23 protein-coding genes and 1 pseudogene are annotated in these 25,765 nt (G+C 73.7%); 16 read left to right on the top strand and 8 right to left on the bottom strand.

Annotation, left to right across the window (positions count from 1 at the left end):
• Positions 1–226: 226 nt before the first annotated feature.
• Positions 227–1,072 carry a siderophore-interacting protein gene (locus tag ACWFQ8_RS22610; RefSeq protein ID WP_453788069.1) on the bottom strand — a complete coding sequence of 282 codons (846 nt, stop codon included), beginning with the start codon at positions 1,070–1,072 and terminating at the stop codon, positions 227–229.
• 50 nt (positions 1,073–1,122) lie between these two features.
• The gene (locus ACWFQ8_RS22605) at positions 1,123–2,028 is read right to left on the bottom strand and encodes a 5'-3' exonuclease (RefSeq protein WP_453788095.1); all 906 of its coding nucleotides are present in this window, start codon (positions 2,026–2,028) and stop codon (positions 1,123–1,125) included.
• Positions 2,029–2,334: 306 nt separating this feature from the next.
• On the opposite strand from ACWFQ8_RS22605, the gene ACWFQ8_RS22600 reads away from it, so the two are divergent.
• The gene (locus ACWFQ8_RS22600) at positions 2,335–2,883 is read left to right on the top strand and encodes a helix-turn-helix domain-containing protein (RefSeq protein ID WP_453788094.1); all 549 of its coding nucleotides are present in this window, start codon (positions 2,335–2,337) and stop codon (positions 2,881–2,883) included.
• Positions 2,880–3,623 (top strand): helical backbone metal receptor, encoded by a 744-nt coding sequence (locus tag ACWFQ8_RS22595; protein ID WP_453788068.1) that lies wholly within the window; start codon positions 2,880–2,882, stop codon positions 3,621–3,623. The genes ACWFQ8_RS22600 and ACWFQ8_RS22595 overlap by 4 nt, the downstream gene beginning before the upstream one ends.
• Before the next feature lie 53 nt (positions 3,624–3,676).
• On the opposite strand, the pseudogene ACWFQ8_RS22590 reads toward ACWFQ8_RS22595, so the two are convergent.
• Positions 3,677–4,800 (bottom strand): annotated as a pseudogene (locus ACWFQ8_RS22590) (TDT family transporter).
• 70 nt (positions 4,801–4,870) lie between these two features.
• On the opposite strand from ACWFQ8_RS22590, the gene ACWFQ8_RS22585 reads away from it, so the two are divergent.
• Complete coding sequence (locus ACWFQ8_RS22585; protein ID WP_453788067.1) at positions 4,871–5,794, top strand: LysR family transcriptional regulator; 924 nt, start codon at positions 4,871–4,873, stop codon at positions 5,792–5,794.
• Positions 5,795–5,949: 155 nt separating this feature from the next.
• On the opposite strand, the gene ACWFQ8_RS22580 is transcribed toward ACWFQ8_RS22585, so the two are convergent.
• From ACWFQ8_RS22580 to ACWFQ8_RS22570, 3 genes are all read right to left on the bottom strand, one after another.
• Entirely contained in the window at positions 5,950–6,657 is a 708-nt protein-coding gene (locus ACWFQ8_RS22580) for a gamma-glutamyl-gamma-aminobutyrate hydrolase family protein (RefSeq protein WP_453788066.1), read from the bottom strand.
• 43 nt (positions 6,658–6,700) lie between these two features.
• Positions 6,701–8,164: an ethanolamine permease gene (gene eat / locus ACWFQ8_RS22575; protein WP_453788065.1), complete on the bottom strand. Its 1,464-nt coding sequence runs from the start codon at positions 8,162–8,164 to the stop codon at positions 6,701–6,703.
• Between the two features lie 156 nt (positions 8,165–8,320).
• Positions 8,321–9,067 carry a FadR/GntR family transcriptional regulator gene (locus tag ACWFQ8_RS22570; protein ID WP_453788064.1) on the bottom strand — a complete coding sequence of 249 codons (747 nt, stop codon included), beginning with the start codon at positions 9,065–9,067 and terminating at the stop codon, positions 8,321–8,323.
• A gap of 77 nt (positions 9,068–9,144) precedes the next feature.
• Here ACWFQ8_RS22570 and ACWFQ8_RS22565 point away from each other — a divergent pair, with 77 nt between their 5' ends.
• The 3 genes from ACWFQ8_RS22565 to ACWFQ8_RS22555 all read left to right on the top strand — a co-directional run bounded on the left by ACWFQ8_RS22565 (position 9,145) and on the right by ACWFQ8_RS22555 (position 12,745).
• The gene (locus ACWFQ8_RS22565) at positions 9,145–10,509 is read left to right on the top strand and encodes a glutamine synthetase family protein (RefSeq protein WP_453788063.1); all 1,365 of its coding nucleotides are present in this window, start codon (positions 9,145–9,147) and stop codon (positions 10,507–10,509) included.
• Positions 10,510–10,582: 73 nt separating this feature from the next.
• Positions 10,583–11,947: an aldehyde dehydrogenase family protein gene (locus ACWFQ8_RS22560; protein WP_453788062.1), complete on the top strand. Its 1,365-nt coding sequence runs from the start codon at positions 10,583–10,585 to the stop codon at positions 11,945–11,947.
• A gap of 6 nt (positions 11,948–11,953) precedes the next feature.
• A complete protein-coding gene (locus ACWFQ8_RS22555) occupies positions 11,954–12,745 on the top strand; it encodes a 3-oxoacyl-ACP reductase (RefSeq protein WP_453788061.1) in 792 nt (263 codons plus the stop codon).
• A gap of 137 nt (positions 12,746–12,882) precedes the next feature.
• On the opposite strand, the gene ACWFQ8_RS22550 is transcribed toward ACWFQ8_RS22555, so the two are convergent.
• Positions 12,883–14,085 carry an amino acid deaminase/aldolase gene (locus ACWFQ8_RS22550; RefSeq protein ID WP_453788060.1) on the bottom strand — a complete coding sequence of 401 codons (1,203 nt, stop codon included), beginning with the start codon at positions 14,083–14,085 and terminating at the stop codon, positions 12,883–12,885.
• 130 nt (positions 14,086–14,215) lie between these two features.
• On the opposite strand from ACWFQ8_RS22550, the gene ACWFQ8_RS22545 reads away from it, so the two are divergent.
• Genes ACWFQ8_RS22545 through ACWFQ8_RS22535 form a run of 3 tightly spaced genes read left to right on the top strand, consistent with a single transcriptional unit; the run spans position 14,216 to position 17,141 of the window.
• On the top strand, positions 14,216–15,160 hold the full coding sequence (locus ACWFQ8_RS22545; protein ID WP_453788059.1) for a hypothetical protein: 945 nt from the start codon (positions 14,216–14,218) through the stop codon (positions 15,158–15,160).
• Positions 15,157–16,389: a type VII secretion-associated serine protease mycosin gene (mycP, locus tag ACWFQ8_RS22540; protein ID WP_453788058.1), complete on the top strand. Its 1,233-nt coding sequence runs from the start codon at positions 15,157–15,159 to the stop codon at positions 16,387–16,389. The genes ACWFQ8_RS22545 and mycP overlap by 4 nt, the downstream gene beginning before the upstream one ends.
• Positions 16,390–16,400: 11 nt before the next feature.
• A complete protein-coding gene (locus tag ACWFQ8_RS22535; RefSeq protein WP_453788057.1) occupies positions 16,401–17,141 on the top strand; it encodes an SseB family protein in 741 nt (246 codons plus the stop codon).
• A 102-nt stretch (positions 17,142–17,243) separates the two neighbouring features.
• Here the strand turns inward: ACWFQ8_RS22535 and ACWFQ8_RS22530 are convergent, their stop codons facing one another.
• The gene (locus ACWFQ8_RS22530; protein WP_453788056.1) at positions 17,244–17,621 is read right to left on the bottom strand and encodes a DUF1844 domain-containing protein; all 378 of its coding nucleotides are present in this window, start codon (positions 17,619–17,621) and stop codon (positions 17,244–17,246) included.
• 327 nt (positions 17,622–17,948) lie between these two features.
• Here ACWFQ8_RS22530 and infC point away from each other — a divergent pair, with 327 nt between their 5' ends.
• The 7 genes from infC (at position 17,949) to pheT (ending at position 25,482) form a co-directional block, all read left to right on the top strand.
• Positions 17,949–18,665: a translation initiation factor IF-3 gene (infC, locus tag ACWFQ8_RS22525; protein ID WP_453788055.1), complete on the top strand. Its 717-nt coding sequence runs from the start codon at positions 17,949–17,951 to the stop codon at positions 18,663–18,665.
• Positions 18,666–18,768: 103 nt separating this feature from the next.
• Positions 18,769–18,963 carry a 50S ribosomal protein L35 gene (rpmI, locus tag ACWFQ8_RS22520; protein WP_453788054.1) on the top strand — a complete coding sequence of 65 codons (195 nt, stop codon included), beginning with the start codon at positions 18,769–18,771 and terminating at the stop codon, positions 18,961–18,963.
• Between the two features lie 101 nt (positions 18,964–19,064).
• The gene (gene rplT, locus ACWFQ8_RS22515) at positions 19,065–19,451 is read left to right on the top strand and encodes a 50S ribosomal protein L20 (RefSeq protein ID WP_007263143.1); all 387 of its coding nucleotides are present in this window, start codon (positions 19,065–19,067) and stop codon (positions 19,449–19,451) included.
• A gap of 177 nt (positions 19,452–19,628) precedes the next feature.
• Positions 19,629–20,489, top strand: coding sequence for a TrmH family RNA methyltransferase (locus tag ACWFQ8_RS22510; protein WP_453788053.1), 861 nt, complete (start codon positions 19,629–19,631; stop codon positions 20,487–20,489).
• 55 nt (positions 20,490–20,544) lie between these two features.
• Positions 20,545–21,672 carry an ATP-binding protein gene (locus tag ACWFQ8_RS22505; protein WP_453788052.1) on the top strand — a complete coding sequence of 376 codons (1,128 nt, stop codon included), beginning with the start codon at positions 20,545–20,547 and terminating at the stop codon, positions 21,670–21,672.
• A 142-nt stretch (positions 21,673–21,814) separates the two neighbouring features.
• The gene (pheS, locus tag ACWFQ8_RS22500; protein ID WP_453788051.1) at positions 21,815–22,942 is read left to right on the top strand and encodes a phenylalanine--tRNA ligase subunit alpha; all 1,128 of its coding nucleotides are present in this window, start codon (positions 21,815–21,817) and stop codon (positions 22,940–22,942) included.
• Positions 22,942–25,482 carry a phenylalanine--tRNA ligase subunit beta gene (pheT, locus tag ACWFQ8_RS22495; RefSeq protein ID WP_453788050.1) on the top strand — a complete coding sequence of 847 codons (2,541 nt, stop codon included), beginning with the start codon at positions 22,942–22,944 and terminating at the stop codon, positions 25,480–25,482. Before pheS ends, pheT begins: the two co-directional genes overlap by 1 nt.
• Positions 25,483–25,765 lie beyond the last annotated feature (283 nt).

Below are 25,765 nucleotides of genomic sequence, written 5' to 3'. Positions count from 1 at the left end.
CCCGCACGGTGGGGCCGGCGGGCGGCGTGCGCGGGGCTCCGCAACGGGCCCCGCGCCTCCGACGCCGGCGGGGCCGGGTGTGCCCGAGCGGGGTCCGGAGATCGGGGCTCCGCCCCGGGCTCGCGCCTCCGACGCCGGCGGGGCCGGGTGCCCGAGCGGGGTCCGGAGATCGGCGCTCCGCCCCGGCCCCGCGCCTCGGGGTGCGCCCGGGCGGGGGCCGGGGCGGTCAGGCGGCGGCGTTGTGGCGGAGTTCTTGTTCGGCTTCCACCGTGGCGTTCCAGTCGCGCTTGATCGCGCGCCAACCCTCGTCCGTCTCGCCCAGGCGCCAGTAGCCCGAGATCGACAGGCGTTCGCGCGGGACGCCGCGCTCCAGGCGGAGGTGGCGCCGGAGCTCCTTGACGAAGCCGGCCTCGCCGTGGACGAAGGCGTGGACCTCGCCGGGGGGGAAGTCCAGCGAGGTGACCGCCTCGACCAGGGCCTCGCCGACCGGGCGCGTGCCGCGGTGCAGCCACACGGGCACGGTCCCGTCCGGGGTCGCGATCCTGTGCTCGTCCGCCGGGCCCTCGACCTCGACGAACGCGTGCACCCGCGCACCGGCGGGCATCCGCTCCAGGGTCGCGGCGATCGCCGGCAGGGCGCTCTCGTCGCCCACGAGCAGGTGCCAGTCCGCCGTCGCGTCCGGCGCGTAGGCGCCGCCGGGGCCGAGGAAGTGGACGAGCTCGCCCGGTCGGACCCGCGCGGCCCACGGGCCGGCCAGGCCCTCGTCGCCGTGGACGACGAAGTCCAGGGTCAGCTCCCGCCGCACCGGGTCCCAGGCCCGTACGGTGTACGCGCGCTGGCGCGGCCACAGGTTGCGGGGGAAGTCGGAGCGGATCCGCTCCAGATCCCACGGCGCGGGGTAGCGGACGCCCTGCGGGGCGAACAGGAGCTTCACGTAGTGGTCGGTGAACTCGCCCGCGCCGAATCCGGCCAATCCGTCACCGCCCAGCACGACGCGCACCATGTGCGGTGTCAGCCGCTCGGTGCGTACGACGACGGCGGTGCCGACGGTGCGGGCGCGTCCTTCTGCCACGGCTCTCTCCCCTGAGTCCCCTGATGCTTAGGCTTACCTAAGTTAGCACCTCAGGCGCGCAACGCGCTGCTGAGGCGCGAGACCGCCCCACCGAGACCCCACCGATGGGCGAGCGCGCCGACCAGTTCCGGCTGTGCCGGAAGGGCCGGAAGCGCGGGGTCGAACGGGGGTAGCGGCACGTCGGAGGCCACCTGGACCACCTTCGGGGCCACCGCGAGATAGGGCCGGGATGCGTCGAGGCGCTTGCGCTGGGTGGGGGTCAGCTTCGACTTCGGGTCGTCGATCGCCGCGATGATCCCGGCGAGCGAGCCGTACGCGTCCAGGAGCTTCGCGGCCGTCTTCTCGCCGATGCCGGGAACGCCCGGCAGCCCGTCGCTGGGGTCCCCGCGCAGCAGGGCCAGGTCCGCGTACCCGGGTCCGTCCACCCCGTACTTCTCCCGCAGCCAGGCCTCGTCCGTGACCTGGAGGGTGCCGACGCCCTTGAGCGGGTACAGCACGCGCCGCTGCCGGGCGTCGTCCACCAGCTGGTAGAGGTCCCGATCGCCCGTCACGATGTCCACCGGGCCCGTCGCGCGGCCGGTGAGCGTGCCGATCACGTCGTCCGCCTCGTACCCGGCGACCCCGACGCGGGCGATGCCGAAGGCGTCCAGGGCCGCCTCGATGATCGGGACCTGCGGGGCGAGGGTGTCCGGTGTCTCCTCCAGGTCCGGCCCCGACTCGCTCTCCCGCGCGACCCGGTGGGCCTTGTACGAGGGGATCAGCTCGACCCGCCAGCGCGGCCGCCAGTCGGCGTCCATGCAGGCGACCAGATCGTCGGGCCGGTGGTCCTGCACCAGCCGGCCGATGAAGTCCAGCAGCCCGCGCACCGCGTTGACGGGGGTGCCGTCGGGGGCCTTCACGGAGTCCGGCACGCCGAAGTAGGCGCGGTAGTAGAGGGAGGCGGTGTCCAGCAGCATCAGGTGTCGTGTCGTCACGGGGACGATGATGCCGCAACGGGTCCGCGCCCCTCGCCCGGCAGCCACGGACCGTGACCGGGCGGCCGGGGGGAAGTAACGGTTCGGGGGAGCAGTGGACTCGTGCGCGCGAAACCGGGGGCCGTTGCTGCGTAAGGTGCTTACAGCACACCGATGAGCGACGGACATGGGGAGGGCAGCCCCGACATGAACAGCAGGGACGGCAGGGACGGCCCGGACGCCGAGCCGCACCAGCCGGACGAGCCGGACGACAAGGGCAAGGACAAGGACGCCAAGGAACCGCTCCGGGTGGGCGTGGCCGTGCGCAAGCGGCGTCGCGCCCTCCACCTCACCCTGGCCGCCGTGTCGGCGCGAAGCGGCCTGTCGGTGCCCTTCCTCAGCCAGATAGAGAACGAGCGGGCCCGGCCCAGCATGCGGTCCCTGGAGCGGGTCGCGGACGCGCTGGAGACCACGGCCGTCGAACTGCTGGCCGCCTCCGACACCGCCCGCACCGTTGACCTCGTACGCGCCGGCGACGAGTCCGGGCTCAACCCGGTCCCGGGCGTACGGCCCCTGGTGCGCGGACATCACCAGCTGCACGCCCTGGAGTTCACCGGGGACCAGGACGCAGGCCGCGAGTACCAGCACCGCAACGACGAGCTGATGTACGTCGTCGCCGGCGCCTGCCAGGTGGAGGCGGAGGGGCGGGCGTACCGGCTGGAGAGCGGGGACGCGCTGTTCCTGTCGGGCGGGGTGCGCCACCGCTGGCGGGCCGTCACGGAGGACACCCGGATCCTGGTGGTGGCGGTGGGCGAACACATCCACGCCACGTCCGAGCCGCCGTCGCCCGGGCGTTGAGCGGGGTGCGGCGCAGGGTCGTCTCGCTGGTGCCCTCGCTGACCGAGGCGGTGGCCGTGACCGCGCCCGGGCTGCTGGTCGGGGTCACCGACTGGTGCACGCATCCCGCCGGACTCGGTGACGCGGAGCGGATCGGGGGGACGAAGAACCCCGACGTCCGGCGGATCACGGCGCTGCGCCCGGACCTGGTGATCGCCAACGAGGAGGAGAACCGGGCCCCGGACCTGGCGGAGCTGAGGGCGGCCGGGGTGGAGGTGCTGCTCACCGAGGTCCGGGACCTGCCGCAGGCGCTGCGCGAGCTGGACCGGGTGCTGGTGCGGGCGCTGGGGCTGAGGAGGCCGGGGTGGCTGGCGGACGCGGAGGCCGCGTGGGCCCGGGCGCGGCCGCTGGGTCCGCTGACCGCCTTCGTACCGGTGTGGCGGCGGCCGTGGATGGTGCTCGGCCGGGACACCTTCGCCGGGGACCTGCTGGCCCGGCTGGGCGTGCGCAACGCGTACGCCGGGCACGCCGAACGCTATCCGAGGGTGCCGGTGGACGAGCTCGCGGGCGCCGGCTGCGATCTGGTGGTCCTCCCCGACGAGCCGTACCGCTTCACGGCCGGCGACGGCCCGGAGGCCTTCCCGGGGCTCCCGGCCGCGCTCGTCAGCGGGCGCCATCTGACCTGGTACGGGCCCTCCCTGGCCGAGGCGCCGGCGGTACTGGCTCGGGCGCTGGAGGAAGGCTTGGCGGCGGCCCGCTGACCAGCGGCGGGGCGGCTTCGGACGGGGAGCTCGGGGCGGGGGCCCGGCGGGGCTCAGCGGGGGGCGGCCAGGAGGCGGCCGCTGAACAGGCCGCGCAGGGTGTGCGCGGCGGCGAGCAGCCAGGCCGTGAGCAGGGCCAGGAAGAGCGCCGCGGCGAGCCAGGCGAAGGCGGTCAGGCCGGTGTGGCGGGCCAGGCCGGCGGCGCCGGTGACGCAGGTGCCCACGGGGAAGGTCAGGGCCCACCAGGTCATGGCGAAGCCCATCCCGGCGCGGGCGGCCCGGACCAGCATCGCCCCGGCCAGGGCCAGCCACAGCAGGGCGAAGCCCATCACGGGGACCCCGTAGACCACCGCGAAGGCGCCGAGCGCGTCCGCGTAGGGGGCGCCGATCGCTCCGGGCGCCATGTCGGCGAGCTGGTTGACGGCGGTGGTGGACTGGCCGAGCGGGCCCAGGACCAGGAAGAGGGTGGGGGTGAGGACCAGGGGCAGCGGGCCGCTGACGATCAGCCGCCCGAGCACCAGCGGGAGCATCATCAGGGTGGCGAACATGCTGATCCCGAACATCGCGTAGCAGGCCAGCAGCATGGCCTCGCGGGGCCGGCCGTCGGGCAGGTGGGGTATCAGCAGCGGGCCCAGGGCGGCGGAGACCATCGGGGCGACCAGGGGGAGCAGCCAGACGGGGTGGCCTGCTCCGGTTCGACCTTGTGGCGGACCACCATCAGGTACGGAACCACCACGGCCATGGTGAGGCCGATCGCGGTGCCGGCGGTGAAGAGCACGGCGTCGACGGCGACGGCCGCGCCGGTCCCGATCAGGTCCTTGCCGACGATCAGGGCGCCGCCGCCGACGGCCAGGAGGGCCATCGACAGACAGCCGTAGAAGGGGGCGACGGCCGGGTCGAGGAGGTGGGCGCGGGCCTGGTCGCGGTGGTGGATCCAGTGCCCGGCCCGGGCGGTGAGCAGCACGGCCAGGACGGCGGCGGACAGCGCCCACACGATCTGGCAGGCCGCGCGCTGTCCGGGGAGCTGGTACGGGAGGGTCGCGCCGGCGTTGGCGATGATCGCCGTGCCCATGACGCAGGCGTACCAGTTCGGGCCGAGGTGCCGCAGGGCCTGGTGGGCCCGGGGGGCGGTCTCGGTGGTGCGGGGGGTGCGCGGTCGCACGAGGGTGGTGGCCATGGGTCCAGAGTCCCGGGGGTCGAGGCCGGACGGCAGAGGCCATCTCGCTATAGGGTCATAAACTGATGTTATGGGTAACGAGGAGTGGGTTCCGTTGGCGCACCGGGTGCCGGATCTGGGCGCGCTGGAACTGCTGCTCGCGGTCGCGCGGGTCGGCAGCCTGAGCGGCGCGGCCCGGCGGCTGGGCATCACCCAGCCCGCGGCGAGCAGCCGGATCCGGGCGATGGAGACCCGGCTGGGGGTGGCCCTGGTCGACCGGTCGCCGCGCGGCTCGACGCTGACGGCGGAGGGGGCGCTCGTCACGGACTGGGCCCGCAAGGTGGTGGAGGCCGCCGAGGCCTTCGACGCGGGGGCGCAGGCGCTGCGCGGGCGCCGGGACTCGCGGCTGCGGGTGGCGGCCAGCATGACCATCGCGGAGTACTTGCTGCCGGGATGGCTCATCGCCCTGCGGGGGCAGCGGCCGGACACGGCGGTGTCGCTCCACGCGGGGAACTCGGCGGTGGTCGCGGCGCGGGTGCTCGCCCATGAGGCGGACCTGGGGTTCGTGGAGGGGCTGACGGTGCCGGAGGGGCTGGACTCGGCGGTGATCGCGCAGGACCGGCTGGTGGTGGCGGTGGCGCCGGGGCACGCGTGGGCGCGGCGCTCGCGGGGGGTGGAGGCGGCGGAACTCGCGGCGATGCCGTTGATCCTGCGGGAGCGGGGGTCGGGTACGCGGCAGGTGTTGGACGCGGCGCTGGCGGGGTGCGGGGGGTTGGCGGCGCCGTTGCTGGAGCTGGCGTCGACGACCGCGGTGAAGGCGGCGGCGTTGAGCGGGGCGGGGCCGTGCGTGCTGTCGGAGTTGGCGGTGGGAGATGAGCTGGCGGCGCGGCGGCTGGTGGAGGTGCCGGTGGCCGGGGCGGCGTTGGGGCGGGCGTTGCGGGCGGTGTGGTCGGCGGGGGCCCGTCCTGCGGGGCCGGCGCGGGATCTGCTGTCGCTGACGCGACGGGCGGTGTAACGGGTTCCCGCCGTGCGCGGCCGTGGCGCGGGGCCCCGGGGCACGGCTCCGGGCCCCGCGCCTCACACGCCGGCGGGGCTCCAGGATCGGGGTACCGCCCCGGGCCCCGCGCCTCACACGTCGGCGGGCCGGCAGGGCCCCCGGCGGGGGTGGGGTCAGGAGACCGGGACGGGGGTGTGGAGGGAGGCTGCTTCGATCAGGGAGGCCATGACGCGGGTGTCCTTGTTGCGTTCCGGGTGCCATTGGACGCCCAGGACCCAGCGCTCCGAGTCGGGGAGTTCGATCGCCTCCACCGTGCCGTCGGTGGCGTGCGCCGAGGCGATCAGGCCGCGGCCGAGGCGGGCGACGGCCTGGTGGTGGTAGGTCGGGACCTGCGCCTCCTCCGGGACGAGGGCCGCGTAGCGCGTACCCGGTACCGGGGTGACCGGATGCCAGGATGTGACGCCCGGGATCTCGTAGTGCCCGTCGATGTGCTGGATCAGGGTGCCGCCGAGGGCCACGTTCAGCGCCTGCATGCCCCGGCAGATGCCGAGCACCGGCATGTCGGCGTCCAGCGCGGCCGCGAGCAGGGCGAGCTCCCACTCGTCGCGGACCGTCGCCGGTTCCCCCGTACGGGAGTCGCGGGCGGCGCCGTAGTGGACCGGGTCCACGTCCGGTCCGCCCGCGACGACCAGGCCGTCCAGCCGGCTCAACACCTCCGCCGCCGCCCCGGGTTCGTCCGGCGGGAGCAGCACGGCCGCGCCGCCCGCCGCCTGGACGAGTTCGTAGTACCCGGTGGGCACGAGGGACGTGGCGAGGTCCCATACGCCGTAGCGGGTGGACTCCTCCACGTAGGTGGTGATGCCGATGAGCGGCCGTGACACGGTCGTACCTCCAGGAAGGGGATGAGGGGTCGGGGTCAGGGTTTCAGTCGCGGACCAGTTCCGCCTCGGCTTTCGCCAGGGCCGCGAACTCCTCCTCGGGCGCGGCGGCCACGAGGTGGTGCCGACTGTAGAACGCGAAGTACGCCAGTGCGACGGCGTACACGGCCAGCGCGATGAACGCCGCGTCCTTGTCCACCAGGAAGGTGGCGACCAGGGCCGACAGCGCGAGGACGAAGGCCACCGAGGAGGTCGCCGTGCCGCCCGGGGTGCGGTACGGGCGCTCCAGGCCCGGCTCCCGGCGGCGCAGCACGATGTGCGAGAGGGCCATCAGGGCGTAGGAGATGGTCGCGCCGAACACCGCGATGTTGAGCATCCGCGCGCCGTTGCCGGTGGCCGCGGCGAGCGCGAAGCCGATCGCGCCGGGGATGACCAGGCCCAGGTACGGGGCCTTGCGCTTCGAGGTGAGCGAGAGGAAGCGGGGCAGGTAGCCGGCCCGCGAGAGGGCGAACAGCTGGCGCGAGCCCGCGTAGATGAGCGAGAAGAAGGAGGCCACGAGGCCCGCGAGGCCCGCGTAGTTCACGAAGCGGCTCAGCGCGGTCGGGCCGTCGTCTCCCTCCAGCGCGACGACGAGGGGGTTGCCGGCGGACTTGACGGCGTCCGCGCCCTGGGCGCCGGTCGCCGCGAGGAAGGTGATCAGGGCCAACAGGGCGAGGATGCCCATGGAGATGGCGAGCGCCTTGGGCATGGAGCGGACCGGGTCCTTCGCCTCCTCGGCCGCCAGCGGTACGCCCTCGACGCCGAGGAAGAACCACATGCCGAAGGGGAACGCGGCCCAGATGCCGAGGACGCCCAGCGGCAGCCACGAGTTGGAGCCGAAGGCGCTCGCGTCGACCGGGATGTCGTTCAGGCCGTCGGCGTCGAACTCGGTGAGGGCGCCGACCGCGAAGATCAGCAGGGCGGCGACCGCGACGGCGGTCACGACGAGGCTGAAGCGGAGCGCCTCGCCGACCCCCCAGAGGTGGACGCCGATGAAGACCACGAAGCAGCCGAGGTACACGGGCCAGCTGGAGGTCAGTCCGAAGAGGCCGAGGGACTCGACGTAGTCGCCGATGAAGATGACGATCGCCGCCGGGGCCAGGATGTACTCGATGAGGATGGCGGTGCCGGTGAGGAAGCCGCCCCAGGGGCCGAGCGCGCGGCGGGCGAACCCGTAGCCGCCGCCCGCGGTCGGCAGGATGGTGGAGAGCTCGGCGAGGGAGAAGACCAGGCAGGCGTACATCGCGCCCATCAGGACGGTGGCGATGGCGAGGCCGCCGAAGCCGCCCTTCTCCAGGCCGATGTTCCAGCCGGAGAAGTCCCCGGAGACGACGTACGCGACGCCGAGGCCGGTGAGCAGCAGCCAGCCGGCGCTGCCGCGGCGCAGCGTGCGGCGCTCCAGGTAGTCGCCCTCGGGTGATCGGGTGGGTGCGGGTACGGCTGTCCGCCGTGCCTCGATGTCGTCGGCCATCGTGCGCTCCTGCCTCGGGGCAATGGTTGTGGGGCGTACCTTTGCCGCAGTGGACCGGGGAGCGCAAGACCTCTGCGTCAAAGAGAGGTTACGAAGTCCTCACCGTCCGGCGGCCCGGCCCGGCGGCCCCGGCCGCGTCGGCGCCGCCGGTCCTCCTCAGGCCAGGAAGCCCCGCAGCAGTGCCGCCGTGCCGCAGCAGTGCTCGCGCATCGTCTCGCGCGCGCCGGCGGCGTCCCCCGCCAGTACCGACTCGACCAGCGCGGTGTGCTGCTGCTGGGAGTGCTCCAGGTTGCGCACGAGCAGCGGAATGCAGTCGAGCAGGTCGTTGACGGTGGCCCTGACGGCCGCGTACTGGGCCGTCAGGGTGGCGGATCCGGCCAATTCGCACAAGGTCAGGTGGAAGAGCGTGTCCTGGCGGCGGTAGTCGGCGAGCGGCGCGTCGTGGGTGGCGGTCAGCGCGGTGAGCAGCCGATCCGCGCCCTCCTCGGTCAGCCCGTGGTCGGCGCACAGTCCGGCCGCGCCCACCTCCAGCACCTCGCGGAACCGCAGGGCGTCCTCGATGTCCACGCCCGCGACACGCCGGCGCAGCTCCTCCTCCGCGCCGCCCGCCGGCGTGTCGGGGCGGGGCAGCACGAACGTTCCGCCGTACCGGCCGCGCCGCGCCTCCACCAGCCCCTGGTCCTGCAGTACCTTCAGCACCTCGCGCAGCGTGACCCGGCTGATCCCCATCCGCTCCGCCAACTCCCGTTCGGGCGGGAGCCGTTCCCCGCCGGGCACCAGACCGAGCCGGACCACCTGGAGGATCTGCTCCAACGCCTCCTCGAAACCGTTGCCCGCCCGTACCTGTCGCAGTACGGGATTAAGCCGCCGTGCGGCGTCGCCCTCACTCGCCGTACCGGTCATCTCGGCCCCTCCCCTTCCCAAGCAATGGTTCTATTCAATACCTTAGGCGCACTCGGCTCACCGAAGGAGAGATCCCCGTGGTAGACCGCAAGCCGCCGCTGGCGCCCGAGGAGCTCCGCTCCCTGGTCGCCGACGGTGAGATCGACACAGTCGTCCTGGCCTTCCCGGACATGCAGGGGCGCCTCCAGGGCAAGCGGTTCGCCGCACAGTTCTTCCTGGACGAGGTCCTCGCGCACGGCACCGAGGGCTGCAACTACCTGCTCGCCGTCGACACCGACATGAACACCGTCGACGGATTCGAGATGTCCTCCTGGGACCGGGGCTACGGCGACTTCGCCATGCACCCCGACCTCGCCACCCTGCGCCGCATCCCCTGGAACCCCGGCAGCGCCTTCGTCCTCGCCGACCTGGCATGGGCCGACGGCTCGCCCGTCGTCGCCGCACCCCGGCAGATCCTGCGCCGCCAGCTGGAGCGCCTCGCCGAGCACGGCTACACCGCGATGGTCGGCACCGAGCTGGAGTTCATGGTCTTCCAGGACACCTACGAGCAGGCCTGGAACGCCAACTACCGGGGCCTGACCCCCGCGAACCAGTACAACATCGACTACTCCGTCCTCGGGACCGGCCGCATCGAGCCCCTGCTGCGCCGCATCCGCAACGAGATGCAGGCCGCGGGCCTCGTCGTCGAGTCGGCGAAGGGCGAGTGCAACCTCGGGCAGCACGAGATCGCCTTCCGCTACGACGAGGCGCTGACCACCTGCGACCAGCACGCCGTCTACAAGACGGGGGCGAAGGAGATCGCCTCCCAGGAGGGCGTGTCGCTCACCTTCATGGCCAAGTACGACCAGCGCGAGGGCAACTCCTGCCACATCCACCTCTCCCTCGGGGACGCCGACGGACGCAACGCCATGGCCGGTGACGGACCGGGCGGAATGTCACCGGTGATGCGGCACTTCCTGGCCGGTCAACTGGCCGCACTGCGCGACTTCTCCCTTCTCTACGCCCCCAACATCAACTCGTACAAGCGTTTCCAGCCGGGATCCTTCGCGCCGACCGCCGTCGCCTGGGGCGTGGACAACCGCACCTGCGCGCTGCGCGTCGTCGGCCACGGCCGCTCGATGCGTTTCGAGAACCGCCTCCCGGGCGGCGACGTCAACCCGTACCTGGCCGTCGCCGGCCTGGTCGCGGCCGGCCTGTACGGCATCGAGCACCGGCTGGAACTGCCGGAGGTCTGCACCGGGAACGCGTACACCGGCGACTACGCCCACGTCCCCGCCACCCTGCGCGAGGCCGCGGAGCTCTGGGAGCACAGCGAGATCGCCAAGGCCGCCTTCGGCCCCGAGGTGGTCGCCCACTACCGGAACATGGCCCGCGTCGAGCTGGAGGCGTACGACTCGGCCGTGACCGACTGGGAGCTGCGCCGGTCCTTCGAACGGTTGTAGACGCCGTGCCGGCACCCGCCCGCACCGCCCCGCCCCGCACCCGCACACCTTCGAACGTCTGTGAGGCACCACGTTGTCCGATGTGCTGGAAATCCTGAATCCGGCCACCGAGGAGACCGTCGCCACCGTCCCGGCCGCCACACGGGACGACGTCGACGCCGCGGTGGCCCGGGCCGCCGCGGCCCAGCGCGGCTGGGCCGCGGCGGCGCCCGCCGACCGGGCCCGCCTGCTGCGCCGCTTCGCCTCCGTCGTCGACGGGCACGTCGAGGAACTGGCCCGGCTGGAGGTCCGCGAGGCCGGCCACACCATCGGCAACGCGCGCTGGGAGGCCGGCAACGTACGCGACCTCCTCGACTTCGCGGCCGGAGGAGTGGAACGGCTGTCGGGCCGCCAGATCCCCGTCGCCGGCGGCATCGACATCACCTTCCTCGAACCGCTCGGCGTCATCGGCGTGATCGCCCCGTGGAACTTCCCCATGCCGATCGCCGCCTGGGGCCTGGCCCCCGCCCTCGCCGCCGGAAACGCCGTCGTCCTCAAGCCCGCCGAGACCACCCCGCTCACCGCACTGCGCCTCGCCGAACTCGCCCTCGAAGCCGGGATCCCCGAGCACCTCTTCCAGGTGCTCCCCGGCCGCGGGGACGTCGCGGGCGACGCCCTCGTCGAGCACCCCGGCGTGGCGAAGATCGTCTTCACCGGTTCCACCCGCGTCGGCAAGCAGATCATGGCCAAGTGCGCCGCCCGGGTGAAGCGGGTCACCCTCGAACTCGGCGGCAAGAGCCCCAACATCGTCTTCGCCGACGCCGACATCGAGGCGGCCGCCGCGGCCGCCCCCATGGCCTTCCTCGACAACACCGGCCAGGACTGCTGCGCCCGCACCAGGATCCTCGTCCAGCGCTCCGCCTACGACCGGTTCCTGGAGCTCCTCGCGCCCGGCATCGAAGGCGTGCGCGTCGGCGACCCGGCCGACGAGAAGACCCAGATGGGCCCACTGATCTCGCGGCTCCAGCTGGACCGCGTACGGTCCTACGTCACCGACGACCTCACGACCGTCCGCGGCACCGCCCCCGCGGGCCCCGGGTTCTGGTACCCGCCCACCCTCGTCACGGACGTCGCCCCCACCGCGCCCGTGGCCGCCGAGGAGGTCTTCGGCCCCGTCGCCGTCGTCCTGCCCTTCGAGGACGAGGAAGAGGCCGTGCGGCTGGCCAACGCCACCGAGTACGGCCTCTCCGGCTCGCTCTGGACCCGTGACGTCGGCCGGGCGCTGCGCGTCTCGCGCGCCGTCGCCGCGGGCAACCTGTCCGTCAACTCCCACAGCAGCGTCCGCTACTGGACCCCCTTCGGCGGCTACAAGCAGTCCGGGCTCGGCCGCGAGCTCGGACCCGACGCCCTCACCGCTTTCACCGAGACCAAGAACGTCTTCATCAGCACGGAGGCCTGAACCGACATGACCGATCGCACCGAAGAGATCATCTGCCGCCGCCTGGTAGGCCGCACCGCCGTCATCACCGGAGCCGGCAGCGGCATCGGCCTGGCCACCGCCCGCCGTCTCGCCTCGGAAGGCGCGAACGTGGTGTGCGCGGACATCGACGAGACGGCCGGCAAGGCCGCCGCCGAGGAGGTGGGCGGCACCTACGTCAAGGTGGACGTCACCGACAAGGAACAGGTCGACGCCCTCTTCAAGACGGCCCACGACACCTACGGCTCCGTCGACATCGCCTTCAACAACGCGGGCATCTCGCCCCCGGACGACGACTCCATCCTCACCACCGAGCTCGACGCCTGGCGCCGGGTCCAGGACGTCAACCTGACCTCCGTCTACCTGTGCTGCAAGGCCGCCCTGCCCTACATGCGCGCACAGGGCCGGGGCTCCATCATCAACACCGCCTCCTTCGTCGCCATCATGGGCGCAGCCACCTCCCAGATCTCTTACACCGCATCCAAGGGCGGCGTCCTGGCCATGTCCCGCGAACTCGGCGTGCAGTTCGCCCGCGAGGGCATCCGCGTCAACGCCCTGTGCCCCGGCCCGGTCAACACCCCGCTGCTCCAGGAGCTGTTCGCCAAGGACCCCGAGCGCGCCGCCCGCCGCCTCGTGCACATCCCGCTGGGCCGGTTCGCCGAACCCACCGAGATCGCCGCCGCCGTCGCCTTCCTCGCCAGCGACGACTCCTCCTTCATCAACGCCGCCGACTTCGTGGTCGACGGCGGCATCTCGGGCGCGTACGTGACCCCGCTCTAGCCCCCGCCGCGGCCCTACGGCCGCCCCCTGCCCCCGACAGCCGGGCGTCGCACGACGCGCCCGGCTGTCGTGCTCCCCCCTCCGCGACGATCCCCAACGGAAGCAGGGAGCCACGTCCACGCCGCCCCGCGGCCGCCCTAGAGAAAGGTGCGGCCCTCGCCGCGGTACGTGGGGGCGGCGGACGTCACGCGGTCGCCCTCGACCAGGTGCAGCGTGTCGAAGCGCTCGCACAGCTCGCCCGCCTTGGCGTGGCGGAACCACACCCGGTCGCCGATCAGCAGGTCGTCGGCGGGAGCGCCCAGCAGCGGGGTCTGCACCTCGCCCGCGCCCTCCTGGGGGTCGTAGCGCAGGCCCTCCGGGAGGTACGGCACCGGCAATCGGTCGGCCCCGGGCGCACCGGACGCCGGATAGCCGCCGCCCAGCACGGTGACCACGCCCACACCGGGCCGGCGGACCACCGGCTGCGCGAACAGGGCGGCCGGACGGCCCCGGAAGGACGTGTAGTGGTCGAACAGCCTCGGCACGTAGAGCCCCGAACCGGCGGCGATCTCCGTCACCGCCTCCTCGGCGGCGGTCTGCTGCACACTGCCGGTGCCGCCGCCGTTGACGAACTCCAGGTCCGGGACGACCGCCCGGACGGCGCGGACGGTCTCGGCCCGGCGGGCGGCCAGCTCCTTGCGGGCCGCGGCCTGCATGAGCCGGATCGCGCGAGAGCGCAGCGGCCGGCCCGCCGGCGCGTCCCCGACCCCGGCCACATGGCCCTCGTACCCCATCAGGCCCACCACCCGGAATCCCGGCCGCGCCGAGACCGCCCGGGCCAGCGCGGCCAACTGCGCGGGCTCGCGCAGCGGTGAGCGCCGCGCGCCGACCCGCACGCGGCCCCCGAGGAGGTGCAGCGCGGTGTCCAGCTCCAGGCAGACCCGGACCTCCTGCGTGCCGCCGTCCCGGGACCGGTCGACGAGGTCGAGCTGGGCCGGGTCGTCGACCATCACGGTGACCGCCGCGGCGAGCTTGGGATCCGCGGCCAGCTCCGCGAAACCGGCCCTGTCGGCCGACGGGTACGCCAGCAGCACGTCCTCGAAACCGGACCGGGCCAGCCACAGCGACTCCGCGAGGGTGTACGACATGATCCCGGCGAACCCCGGCCGGGCCAGCACCCGTTCCAGCAGGGCGCGGCAGCGCACCGACTTGCTGGCGACCCGGACCGGCTTCCCGCCCGCGCGGCGCACGAGGTCGTCGGCGTTGGCGTCGAACGCGTCGAGGTCCACGACGGCCAGCGGCGCGTCGAGGTGCGCGGTCGCCCGGTCGTACCGGGCGCGGTCGGCGGCGGGGGAGTTCATGGGCGGCAGCTTGCCAGACGGCTCTACCGGTGGGTAGGGGGTTCGCGGAGCTCCCCGGGGCCCGGCCGGGGCCGCCGGGACCGTAGAGTACGGGGCAGGCAGCCGTACGGACGGGGGGCGGAGCCGCCGGATGACCACGACGACACCGCGGACCTCGCTCCTGGGCGAGCCCGATCCACCGCTGCCCCCGTACCCGGCCGAGCGGCCGCGGCGCCGGCCCGGACGGGTGCTCGCCGCCGTCCTGTGCGGGCTCCTCGGGACCGGCCTCACCGGCGCCGCCGGTTACGAGCTCTGGTCCGAACACCGCGACGCGAACCGGCCGTTGCCCCCCGACGCCGCCTACCGGGAGGCCGCTTCCCTGTGGCGTTCCGCCCCCGTCGACAGCCTCTTCCCGCCCCTCCTCGCCGGTCCCTCCACGGGACCCGGCGGAGCCGACCGGACCTGGACCCGCACCGCGCTCGCCCCCGACGCCGACTGCGCGGCCGCCCTCCCCGCCGACTGGCGGGCGCTGCTGGCGGCCACCGGCTGCACCCGCGTCCTGCGCGCCACCTACACCGACGCCACCCGCAGTTCGCTGATCACCGTCGGCCTGGTCTTCACGCCCGGCAGCGGGCCCGCCATGGCCGAGCTCACCGGACGCCTCCCCGCTCCGCCCGCGTACGGCTTCGCCGACGGCCGGCGGGCGGCCTGGAGCGCCTCCGTCCGTCCCGAGGCCCCGGTCGTCGTCTACACCGTCTCGGCCTTCGCCGACGGCCGCCCGCTGGACGCGCCGCTGCCGGCCGAGGAAGCGGTGAAGGAGGGCGCCACCGGGGCCGTGGCCCAAGCGGGCCTCGGTCACGAGGCCAAGGCCCTCGCCGACCTCGCCGGCAAGGCGGTACGGGACCTGGCGCTGCCGCCCGAGCCGTCGGCGGCGCCGTCTTCCGCCGCGTCCTCCGCCCCGAAGCCCGTACCCAAGGCCGCCGCGATGCCGGTACCGGTCCGCGTACCGGTCCCCGTCCCCGACTCCACGCGGGTGCGGGTGCCCTCCGCGCCGTCCGCCGCGTCCGCGCCGTCCGCCCAGGAGCCCACCCCGTGAGCCGAGCGTCCCGCGCCGGGGCCCGCGCGGCCGCCCTCGCCCTCGCCGCCCTCCTCGCGGGCGGAGCCGCCGTCACCCCGGCCGCGGCCGACACCGTCAGGAACCGGCAGTGGGGCCTCCTCGCCCTGCGCGCCGAAGAGGCCTGGGGCACGACCCGGGGCGACGGCGTCACCGTCGCCGTCCTCGACACCGGCGTCGACGACGCCCATCCCGACCTCGCCGGACAGGTCCTTGAGGGCACGGACCTCATCGGCACGGGCGCGGGCCGGGGTGACCGCGCCTGGGCCCGCCACGGCACGGCCATGGCCGGCATCATCGCCGGGCACGGCCACGGGCCCAACGGCAGACAGGGCGTCCTCGGCGTCGCCCCGCAGGCGAAGATCCTGCCGGTCCGGGTGATCCTGGAGGAGGGCGACCCGGCCCGCGCCCAGGCCCGCGACAACAAGGGCGGCGCCCTCGCCGAGGGCATCCGCTGGGCGGCCGACCACGGCGCGGACGTGATCAACCTGTCGCTCGGCGACGACAGCGACTCCGCCCACCACGAGGCGGGGGAGGACGAGGCCGTCCAGTACGCGCTCGCCAAGGGCGTGGTCGTCGTCGCCTCGGCGGGCAACGGGGGCAAGACGGGCGACCACGTCTCCTACCCGGCGGCCTACCCCGGGGTCATCGCCGTCACCGCCGTCGACCGCCGCGGCCGCAAGGCCGCCTTCTCCACGCGCAACTGGTACGCCACCGTCAGCGCCCCCGGCGTCGACGTGGTCATCGCCGACCCCGACCGCTCGTACTACGAGGGCTGGGGCACCAGCGCGGCGGCCGCCTTCGTCTCCGGGGCCGTGGCCCTCGTCAGGGCCGCGTACCCGGACCTCTCCCCGGCCCAGATCAAGAAGCTGCTGGAGGACACCGCCTCCGACGCCCCGGCGGGCGGTCGCGACGACGCCCGCGGCCACGGGACGGTGGACCCCGTCGCCGCCCTCCAGGCCGCCGAGGCCATGCGGCCCGAGGCGCCGGTCCCGGTGCCCGCACCGGCCGGGGGCACGTACTTCGGCCCCGGCCCGGAGGCGGCCCGTCCGCCTGCCCGGGAGCCCCGCTTCGGGCCCCCGCAGGCCGCGGCGGCCGGCGTCGTGCTGCTCGTGCTCGCCGCCGTGCTGGCGCGCAGGCCGAGGCGGCCGTGGCAGCCCGGGACCGGGGCTCCCGGGCGGACGGGCGCGCGGCACAGTAGGGTCGGGTAACTGTGGCGAACATGGCGAACAAGAACATTCCCGACCCCGGCTTCTCCGACGACGACGGCTCGGCGGATCCCCTGCTGACCGCGGCCCTGGCCGCCTGGGCCGCGGACCGGTCGGCCGAGCCGCAGGTGCTGGCGGCCCTGCGGGACGCCCGCCTGCTCGTTCCGGTCGTCGCCGTCCTCGGCGAGGCCGAGACCGACCCGGAGACGGGCCTCACGCGTGAGAAGACCAGCGACATGGCCGTCCCGACCCTGCGCGCGGGAGACCGGCGGGCGCTGCCCGCCTTCACCTCGACCGCCTCGCTCGCCCTCTGGGACCCGGCCGCCCGGCCGGTGGCGGTCCCGCTGCACCAGGCCCTGGCGGCCGCCGCGCACGAGAAGGCCGACACCGTGGTCCTGGACCTGGCCGGCCCCGTGACCTACCAGCTGACCGGCCCGGCGCTGCGCGCGCTGGCCGAGGGCCGCACGGACGCCGACCCGCTGGCCGACCCCGCGGTACGGGAGGCCGTACGGGCCGCCGTCGCCGCGGAGGCGGCCGTGGTCCGCGCCCACCTGGGCCCCGCCGGTACGGAGGTCGACGGCACGCTGGCGATCGTGCTGGACGCCGGGCCCCAGGCTCCGGCGGCGGCCCGCCGGGTCGCCGAGGCGCTGGCGGCGGACGACACCCTGCGGGCCCGGCTGGTGCGCGGGTTGAACCTGGCCGTGCTGCCGGCGGACACCCCGGCACCGCCCGGCGAGCCGTTGTACACCCGCTGAGCGGCGCGTTCGTCGGACGCCGTGACGTCCGCCCCGGCGTCCGACGAAAGGGCTGGTCGAAGGCTCGGCCGAGGGCTCGGCCGAGCGGCTCGGCCTAAGGGCTCAGCCGAAGACCGGGCCGGTGAACTTCTCGCCCGGGCCCTGGCCCGGCTCGTCCGGGACGAGGGAGGCTTCGCGGAAGGCCAGCTGGAGCGACTTCAGGCCGTCCCGCAGCGGGGCCGCGTGGAAGGAGCTGATCTCGGTGGCGCTCGCCGTGACCAGCCCGGCCAGGGCGGTGATCAGCTTGCGGGCCTCGTCGAGGTCCTTGTGCTCGGAGTCCGGCTTGTCCAGGCCCAGGTTGACCGCCGCGGCGCTCAGCAGGTGCACGGCCACCGTGGTGATCACCTCTACGGCGGGGACGTCCGCGATGTCGCGGGTCATGGCGTCGTAGTCGGGAGCCTCTTCGGCAGCGGGGTCGGAGGGGAGTGTCGCGTCAGTCATGCGCCCCACGATATGCCGTGCGGCGGGCTTGCAACGCGGGTGCTAGTATGTACATCGACCGGCCGGACACTGCTGTGCCCGGCCCACAAGTGGAGGCTCCGTTCTCCCACCTGACTGCCCTCCGGGGCGGCGGGTCATCCGGTCAGGCGGTATCCATCGTTCCGTACGGACGATGGAAAACCGCCCGAGTTTGCGCCCCGCGGTTTGCACGCGGCGGTGCTCCGGTTGTATTGGAGCCCCTGCCTGTGCCCGGCGGGGCTTTTTTCATTCTCCCCGCCGCGGTCGGTCTGACGGAAATACACGTCAGCGGCTGTCTGCCAGGCAGTCGTGTGGTGCTACCGAGGAGGATCCATCAGCACCGAGCCCCGCATCAACGACCGGATTCGCGTTCCCGAGGTACGACTCGTCGGTCCCAGCGGCGAGCAGGTCGGCATCGTGCCGCTTGCCAAGGCGCTTGAGCTCGCGCAGGAGTACGACCTCGACCTGGTCGAGGTCGCGGCGTCCGCACGCCCGCCGGTCTGCAAGCTCATGGACTACGGCAAGTTCAAGTACGAGTCGGCCATGAAGGCCCGTGAGGCGCGCAAGAACCAGGCGCACACGGTCATCAAGGAAATGAAGCTCCGGCCGAAGATCGACCCGCACGACTATGACACCAAGAAGGGTCACGTCGTTCGGTTCCTCAAGCAGGGCGACAAGGTCAAGATCACGATCATGTTCCGTGGTCGCGAGCAGTCCCGGCCGGAACTCGGCTACCGACTGCTGCAGCGTCTCGCTTCGGACGTCGAGGACCTCGGGTTCATCGAGTCGAACCCGAAGCAGGACGGCCGAAACATGATCATGGTTCTCGGTCCGCACAAGAAGAAGACCGAGGCGATGGCCGAAGCCCGCGAGGCGCAGGCCGCCCGCAAGGCCGAGCGCCAGGGTGTCGCCCTCACCGACGACGAGGCTCCTTCCGAGGACGCCGCCGACGAGGTGGAGGAGACCGAGGTCGCCGAGGACGCCGCCGACGAGGCGCCTGCCGACGAGGCGAACGCCGAGGCCTGATCCAGGGGCAGCCCGTCCCGGATCACCTACACACATTGACGCTCCCGTGAGCCGGTCCCCAGTGGACCGGTGGGAGTGCCACCGACGAGGAGACAACGGCGCCATGCCGAAGAACAAGACGCACAGCGGTAGCAAGAAGCGCTTCAAGGTCACCGGCTCCGGCAAGGTGCTCCGTGAGCGCGCCGGCAAGCGCCACCTGCTCGAGCACAAGTCGTCCCGTGTCACCCGCCGCCTCACCGGCAACGCGGAGATGGCCCCCGGCGACGCCGCGAAGATCAAGAAGCTTCTCGGCATCTGACGTCTCCGCTCCCCCCGCGGGAGCGGGACGCCGAAACCGGGACCCCATCGAATTCGGGCCGATGTGAAGACACCCACGGCCCCGCTACAAGGAGTTAAAAAGTGGCACGCGTCAAGCGGGCAGTAAACGCCCACAAGAAGCGCCGGGCGATCCTCGAGGCGGCCTCCGGCTACCGCGGTCAGCGTTCGCGCCTGTACCGCAAGGCCAAGGAGCAGGTCACCCACTCGCTGGTCTACAACTTCAACGACCGCAAGAAGCGCAAGGGCGACTTCCGTCAGCTGTGGATCCAGCGCATCAACGCCGCTGCCCGCCAGAACGGCATGACGTACAACCGCCTCATCCAGGGTCTGAAGGCCGCCAACATCGAGGTGGACCGCAAGATCCTCGCGGAGCTGGCCGTCAACGACGCCAACGCGTTCGCCGCGCTCGTCGAGGTCGCGCAGAAGGCGCTCCCCGCCGACGTCAACGCCCCCAAGGCCGCTGCCTAAGGGCTAGCCGGCCCCGCTTCCCGGCGGCCGGCCCCCACGGACCCGCAGGCACCACGCCTGCGGGTCCGTGTGCTTTCGCCCCGCACCGCGGGGGCGGAACCCCGCACTTCCGTGCCGCCCCCGGTCCCGGCCGGACGGCGCCGCGCCCCGGACCACCGAGAGAGAACCGCTGAGACCATGGGTACCCCCGCCGAGCTGATCTCCCCCCGTTCCCCGCGGGTGGCCGCCGCCAGGCGACTGGCGCGGCGCAACTTCCGCACCAAGGAGCGCCGGTTCATCGCCGAGGGCCCGCAGGCCGTCCGTGAGGCCGTCGAGCACCGGGGCAGCGGGGGAGCGTCGACCCTGATCGAGCTGTTCGCGACGGTCGAGGCAGCCGAGCGCTACTCCGGGATCGTCGAGGCGGCGCTGAACGCGGGCGCCCGCGTCCACTACGCCGGCGACGACGTGCTGGCCGAGGTCTCGCAGACCGTCACCCCGCAGGGCCTCGTCGGTGTCTGCCACTTCCTGGACTCGCCCTTCGAGGACATCCTGGCGGCCCGGCCCAAGCTGGTCGCCGTCCTCGCGCACGTCCGCGACCCCGGGAACGCCGGTACCGTGCTGCGCTGCGCGGACGCGGCCGGGGCCGACGCGGTGGTGCTCACCGACGCCTCCGTGGACCTGTACAACCCCAAGTCCGTACGGGCCTCCGTGGGCTCCCTCTTCCACCTCCCGGTGGCCGTGGGCGTCCCGGTGGAGCAGGCCGTGGCAGGGCTGCGGGCGGCCGGAGTACGGATCCTCGCGGCCGACGGGGCCGGCGCCGACGACCTCGACGCCGAGCTCGACTCGGGCACCATGGGAGGCCCCTCCGCCTGGGTCTTCGGCAACGAGGCCTGGGGCCTGCCGGAGGAGACCCGGGCCCTGGCGGACGCCGTGGTGCGGGTCCCGATCCACGGCAGGGCCGAGAGCCTGAACCTCGCGACGGCCGCCGCCGTGTGCCTGTACGCGTCCGCGCGAGCACAGCGGGCGCCCGGAGGGTGCCGCTCCGTGACCCCCAGCTAGTAATCTGGCGGCCCGGGGGCCCACTGCGCTACTCGGAGATGTGGGGTACGGGGACATGACCGTCGGTACGAACAGCCCACGCGGGACGGCGGCGTCCGCCGCCGCGGCCCGGGACGGGTTCCCGGAAGCCACCGGCGGGAGCGCCTTCGGGATCGACCCCGACGACCTGCCCGACGGGCTCGTGGTCGCCGACCACACCGGCCTCGTCATCTGCTTCAACCGGGCCGCGGGCCGGATGACCGCCACCGATCCGGCCCGGGCCCTGGGCGCGCGGATCGACCGGGCGCTGCCGCTGGAGGACCTCGAAGGCCGCCGCTGGTGGGCGCTGACCGATCCGTACGGGGGCCTGGCCACCCGCCGCGGCCAGCCCGAGCGCAACCTGCTGCTCCCGGGCGGCCGCGAGGTGCTGGTGTCCGCCCGCTACGTGCGCACCCACCCGACCGGGCCGGTGCGCCGGCTCGTCGTCACCCTGCGCGGCACCGAGGCCCGCCGCCGCACCGAGCGCAGCCACGCCGAGCTGATCGCCACCGTCGCCCACGAGCTGCGCTCCCCGCTCACCTCCGTCAAGGGGTTCACGGCGACCCTGCTGGCCAAGTGGGAGCGGTTCACCGACGACCAGAAGCGGCTGATGCTGGAGACCGTCGACGCCGACGCCAACCGCGTCACCCGGCTGATCGCCGAGCTGCTGGACATCTCCCGCATCGACTCCGGGCGGCTGGAGGTGCGCCGCCAGCCGGTCGACATCGCCACCGCCGTGGGCCGCCACGTCCAGGCGCTCACCGCGAACGGCCAGGCCCCCGAGCGGTTCCTCGTACGGGTGAGCCGTCCGCTCCCCGACCTGTGGGCCGATCCGGACAAGATCGACCAGATTCTCGGCAACCTCCTCGAAAATGCGGTGCGCCACGGGGAGGGAACGGTCACCATCGACGTATCGCCGCACGAGAAGGGAACCGCCGTCACCGTGACCGACGAAGGCCCCGGGATCCCCGAGGAGTCGATGGGCCGCGTCTTCACCCGCTTCTGGCGGGGGAGCAAGCGCGGCGGCACCGGCCTGGGCCTGTACATCGTCAAGGGCATCGTGGAGGCCCACGGCGGCACCATCGCGGTCGGCCGCGGCCCCGGCGGCGGCGCCGAGTTCCGATTTATCCTGCCCGTGAGCGCCCCGGCCTACCTCACGCAGTAACCCTGCGGAGCGTCTCGCCAGGCGGCCCACGGGCTCCTTCACCCCCGGCGACCTTTAGACTCGTTCTTTGGCACCTTTGCGTCCTTGTGCCGATCGTGTCGTACGGGGACCCACCAGCCAGCCATCGGAAGTACGGGAAGAGATGTCGGCACCGAACAAGTCCTACGACCCTGTCGAGGTCGAGGCACTGAAACCGGAAGAGATCGAGCGCATGCGGGACGAGGCGCTCGCCGCCTTCGCGTCCGCCGGCGACCTCGACGCGCTGCGCGAGGCGAAGACCGCGCACATGGGCGACCGCTCGCCCCTGGCGCTCGCCAACCGCGAGATCGGAGCCCTGCCACCGCAGGCCAAGGCCGAGGCGGGCAAGCGCGTGGGCCAGGCCCGCGGCGCCGTGAACAAGGCCTTCGGGGCCCGCACGGTCGCCCTGGAGGCCGAGCGGGATGAGCGCGTGCTGGTCGAGGAGGCGGTGGACGTTACGCTGCCGTACGACCGCGTGCCCGCCGGCGCCCGGCACCCCCTGACCACGCTGATGGACCGCATCGCGGACATCTTCACGGCCATGGGGTACGAGGTCGCCGAGGGCCCCGAGGTCGAGGCGGAGTGGTTCAACTTCGACGCCCTCAACTTCACGCCCGACCACCCGGCGCGCCAGATGCAGGACACCTTCTTCGTCCGGGGCCCCGAGGGAACCCAGGGCGACGAGTCCGGCGTGGTGCTGCGCACCCACACCTCCCCGGTGCAGGCGCGCTCGCTGCTGGAGCGCAAGCCCCCCGTCTACATCGTCTGCCCGGGCCGGGTGTACCGCACCGACGAGCTCGACGCGACGCACACCCCGGTCTTCCACCAGGTCGAGCTGCTCGCCGTGGACGAGGGCCTGACCATGGCGGACCTCAAGGGCACCATGGACCACATGGTCCAGGAGCTCTTCGGTGAGGGCACGACCACGCGCCTGCGTCCGCACTTCTTCCCCTTCACCGAGCCGTCCGCCGAGATGGACATGCAGTGCTACGTGTGCCGCGGCGAGTCGGTGGGCAACCCCGACCGCCCGTGCCGTACCTGCTCCAGCGAGGGCTGGATCGAGCTCGGCGGCTGCGGCATGGTCAATCCCAAGGTGCTGACCGCCTGCGGCGTGGACCCCGAGAAGTACAGCGGGTTCGCCTTCGGCTTCGGCATCGAGCGGATGCTGATGTTCCGTCACAACGTAGAAGACATGCGAGACATGGTCGAGGGTGACGTTCGCTTCACCCGGCCGTTCGGGAGTGAGATCTGATGCGCGTCCCGCTTTCCTGGCTGCGGGAGTACGTCGACCTCCCCGCGGGTGAGACCGGCCGCGACGTGGCCGCCAAGCTGGTCGACGCCGGCCTTGAGGTCGAGACCGTCGAACAGCTCGGCGGCGGGCTCAAGGGCCCGCTCGTCGTCGGTCAGGTGCTGACCATCGAGGAGCTGGAGGGCTTCCGCAAGCCGATCCGCTTCTGCACCGTCGACGTCGGCGCCGCCAACGGCACCGGCGAGCCGCAGGAGATCGTCTGCGGCGCCCGGAACTTCTCCGTCGGCGACAAGGTCGTCGTGGTGCTCCCCGGCGCGGTGCTGCCCGGCGACTTCGCGATCGCCTCGCGCAAGACGTACGGCCGCACCTCGCACGGCATGATCTGCTCCGGCGACGAGCTGGGCATGGGCGACGACGGTACGCACGGCATCATCGTGCTGCCGCCCGAGCACGAGGTCGGCACCGACGCGATCGAGCTGCTCCAGCTCGTCGACGAGGTCCTCGACATCGACATCACCCCGGACCGCGGCTACTGCATGTCCCTGCGCGGCATCGCCCGCGAGGCGGCGACCGCCTACGGCCTGCCGCTGCGCGACCCGGCGCTGCTCGACGTCCCGGCGCCGAACTCGTACGGCTACCCGGTCAAGGTCGAGGACCCGGCCGGCTGCGACCGCTTCACCGCCCGCACCGTCACCGGCCTCGACCCCGAGGCGCGCTCTCCGATCTGGCTGACCCGCCGCCTCCAGAAGGCCGGCATGCGCCCGATCTCGCTCGCCGTCGACATCACCAACTACGTGATGCTGGAGCTCGGTCAGCCGCTGCACGCCTACGACCGCTCGCGGATCGACGGCGCCATCGGCGTCCGCCGCGCCGAGCAGGGCGAGAAGTTCACCACCCTCGACGGCGTCAGGCGCACGCTCGACGCCGAGGACCTGGTGATCACCGACGACAGCGGGCCGATCGGCCTGGCCGGCGTCATGGGCGGCGCCGACACCGAGATCGCCGACTCCGTCACCGCACCTTTCGATCCTTCCGGCGCGACCCAGGTCACGGGAACCACGGACGTGCTCGTCGAGGCCGCGCACTTCGACCCCGTGTCGATCTCGCGCACCGCCCGCCGGCTCAAGCTGTCCTCCGAGGCCTCCAAGCGCTTCGAGCGGGGCGTCGACCCGCAGGCCGCCGCCGCGGCCGCGCAGCGGACCGTCGACCTGCTCGTGCTGCTCGCGGGCGGCACCGCCGAGGCCGGCGTCACCGAGTTCCTCGCCCCGGGCGCCCCGCGCACCATCGCGATGCGCGCGGACCACCCGGACCGCGTCGCCGGGATGGACTACGGCCGCGAGACCGTCGTCCGCCGCCTGCAGGAGGTCGGCTGCGACGTCTACGGCCAGGACGAGCTCGTCGTCACGGTGCCCTCGTGGCGTTCCGACCTCGCCGAGCCCAACGACCTCGCCGAAGAGGTCATCCGGCTGGAGGGCTACGGGAACCTTCCGTCGACCCTGCCGCAGGTGCCCTCCGGCCGCGGTCTGACCGCCCGGCAGCAGCTGCACCGCCGGGTCGGCCGCACGCTGGCCGGCGCCGGCTACGTCGAGGCGCTGAGCTACCCCTTCCTCGGCGAGCAGGTCTTCGACCAGCTCCAGCTCCCGGCGCACGACGTCGCCCGCCAGGTCGTCACGCTGGTCAACCCGATCTCCGACGAGGAGCCGGCGCTGCGCACCACGCTGCTGCCGGGTCTGCTGGGCGCGCTGCGCCGCAACGACAGCCGGGGCAGCCACGACCTCGCGCTCTTCGAGACCGGCTCGGTCTTCCGGGCCGCCGCGCGGCCGGGTGTCGCCGTACGGCTGCCCGTCGACCGGCGCCCCACGGACGAGGAGATCGCCACCCTGAACGCGGCGCTGCCCGCGCAGCCCCGGTACGCCGCGGTCGTGCTCGCCGGCGCCCGCGAGCAGGCCGGCTGGTGGGGCAAGGGCCGCCCGGCCGACTGGGCGGACGCCGTCCAGGCGGCGCGTTCGCTGGCCGTCGAGGCCGGTGCGGAGCTCGTCGTCCGCCAGGGCCAGTACGGTCCCTGGCACCCGGGCCGGTGCGCCGAGCTCGTCGTGACCGTCGACGGGGTCGAGCAGGTCATCGGCCACGCCGGTGAGCTGCACCCGCGCGTGGTCAAGGCGATGGGCCTGCCCGCCCGCACCAGCGCCATGGAGCTCGACCTGGACCGCCTCGCGGCCGCCGGCGGCGAGGCGCTGCAGGCGCCGCGGATCTCCGGCTTCCCGGTGGCGACCCAGGACGTCGCGCTGATCGTGGACGACTCCGTCCCGGCCTCCGAGGTCGAGACCGCCCTGCGCAAGGGTGCGGGTGAACTGCTCGAATCGCTGCGGCTGTTCGACGTGTTCACCGGCGAGCAGGTGGGCGCGGGCAAGAAGTCCCTGGCGTACGCGCTGCGCTTCCGCGCGACCGACCGCACGCTGACCGCGGAGGAGACCACCGTCGCGCGCGACGCGGCGGTGGCGCTCGCGGGCGAGCGGACCGGGGCGGTGCTCCGCGGCGCGTAGCCGCTGCCGCTGTGCCGTGAGGGGCGTATCCGGATCCCGGGTACGCCCCTCACCCGTTCGGATGAGAACACCGGCGACCCGGTGGCGTCGCCCCGCCGGTGCTCCGCGACGACCGGTCCGCAGTGCGGCGGCCCGGCGGCGCCGAGCCGCGCACCGGGCCGGTGGATGAGCCCGGCGCGCGCTCGGCCGGTTCCGCCGGGCCGGCGACCAACCGGGCGCCGGCGGAACCGGAACACGCCGCCCGTCTGCCATGGAGTGTCGGGCAGACAGCAGAACGGGCGGC

This window comes from Streptomyces sp. NPDC055254 (genome assembly GCF_053606025.1).
The sequence above is the reverse complement of the archived record's forward strand: the minus strand, read 5'-3'. Positions and strand labels throughout refer to the sequence as shown.

Coding starts and splice junctions, on each gene's coding strand:
- ACWFQ8_RS22605 (WP_453788095.1), bottom strand. CDS start 2,028: ATGCTGCTGGACACCGCCTCCCTCTACTACCGCGCCTACTTCGGCGTG.
- ACWFQ8_RS22550 (WP_453788060.1), bottom strand. CDS start 14,085: ATGAACTCCCCCGCCGCCGACCGCGCCCGGTACGACCGGGCGACCGCG.
- rpmI (WP_453788054.1), top strand. CDS start 18,769: ATGCCGAAGAACAAGACGCACAGCGGTAGCAAGAAGCGCTTCAAGGTC.
- ACWFQ8_RS22545 (WP_453788059.1), top strand. CDS start 14,216: ATGACCACGACGACACCGCGGACCTCGCTCCTGGGCGAGCCCGATCCA.
- pheT (WP_453788050.1), top strand. CDS start 22,942: ATGCGCGTCCCGCTTTCCTGGCTGCGGGAGTACGTCGACCTCCCCGCG.
- pheS (WP_453788051.1), top strand. CDS start 21,815: ATGTCGGCACCGAACAAGTCCTACGACCCTGTCGAGGTCGAGGCACTG.
- eat (WP_453788065.1), bottom strand. CDS start 8,164: ATGGCCGACGACATCGAGGCACGGCGGACAGCCGTACCCGCACCCACC.
- ACWFQ8_RS22570 (WP_453788064.1), bottom strand. CDS start 9,067: ATGACCGGTACGGCGAGTGAGGGCGACGCCGCACGGCGGCTTAATCCC.
- ACWFQ8_RS22510 (WP_453788053.1), top strand. CDS start 19,629: ATGGGTACCCCCGCCGAGCTGATCTCCCCCCGTTCCCCGCGGGTGGCC.
- ACWFQ8_RS22535 (WP_453788057.1), top strand. CDS start 16,401: ATGGCGAACAAGAACATTCCCGACCCCGGCTTCTCCGACGACGACGGC.
- ACWFQ8_RS22530 (WP_453788056.1), bottom strand. CDS start 17,621: ATGACTGACGCGACACTCCCCTCCGACCCCGCTGCCGAAGAGGCTCCC.
- ACWFQ8_RS22585 (WP_453788067.1), top strand. CDS start 4,871: ATGGGTAACGAGGAGTGGGTTCCGTTGGCGCACCGGGTGCCGGATCTG.
- ACWFQ8_RS22505 (WP_453788052.1), top strand. CDS start 20,545: ATGACCGTCGGTACGAACAGCCCACGCGGGACGGCGGCGTCCGCCGCC.
- ACWFQ8_RS22555 (WP_453788061.1), top strand. CDS start 11,954: ATGACCGATCGCACCGAAGAGATCATCTGCCGCCGCCTGGTAGGCCGC.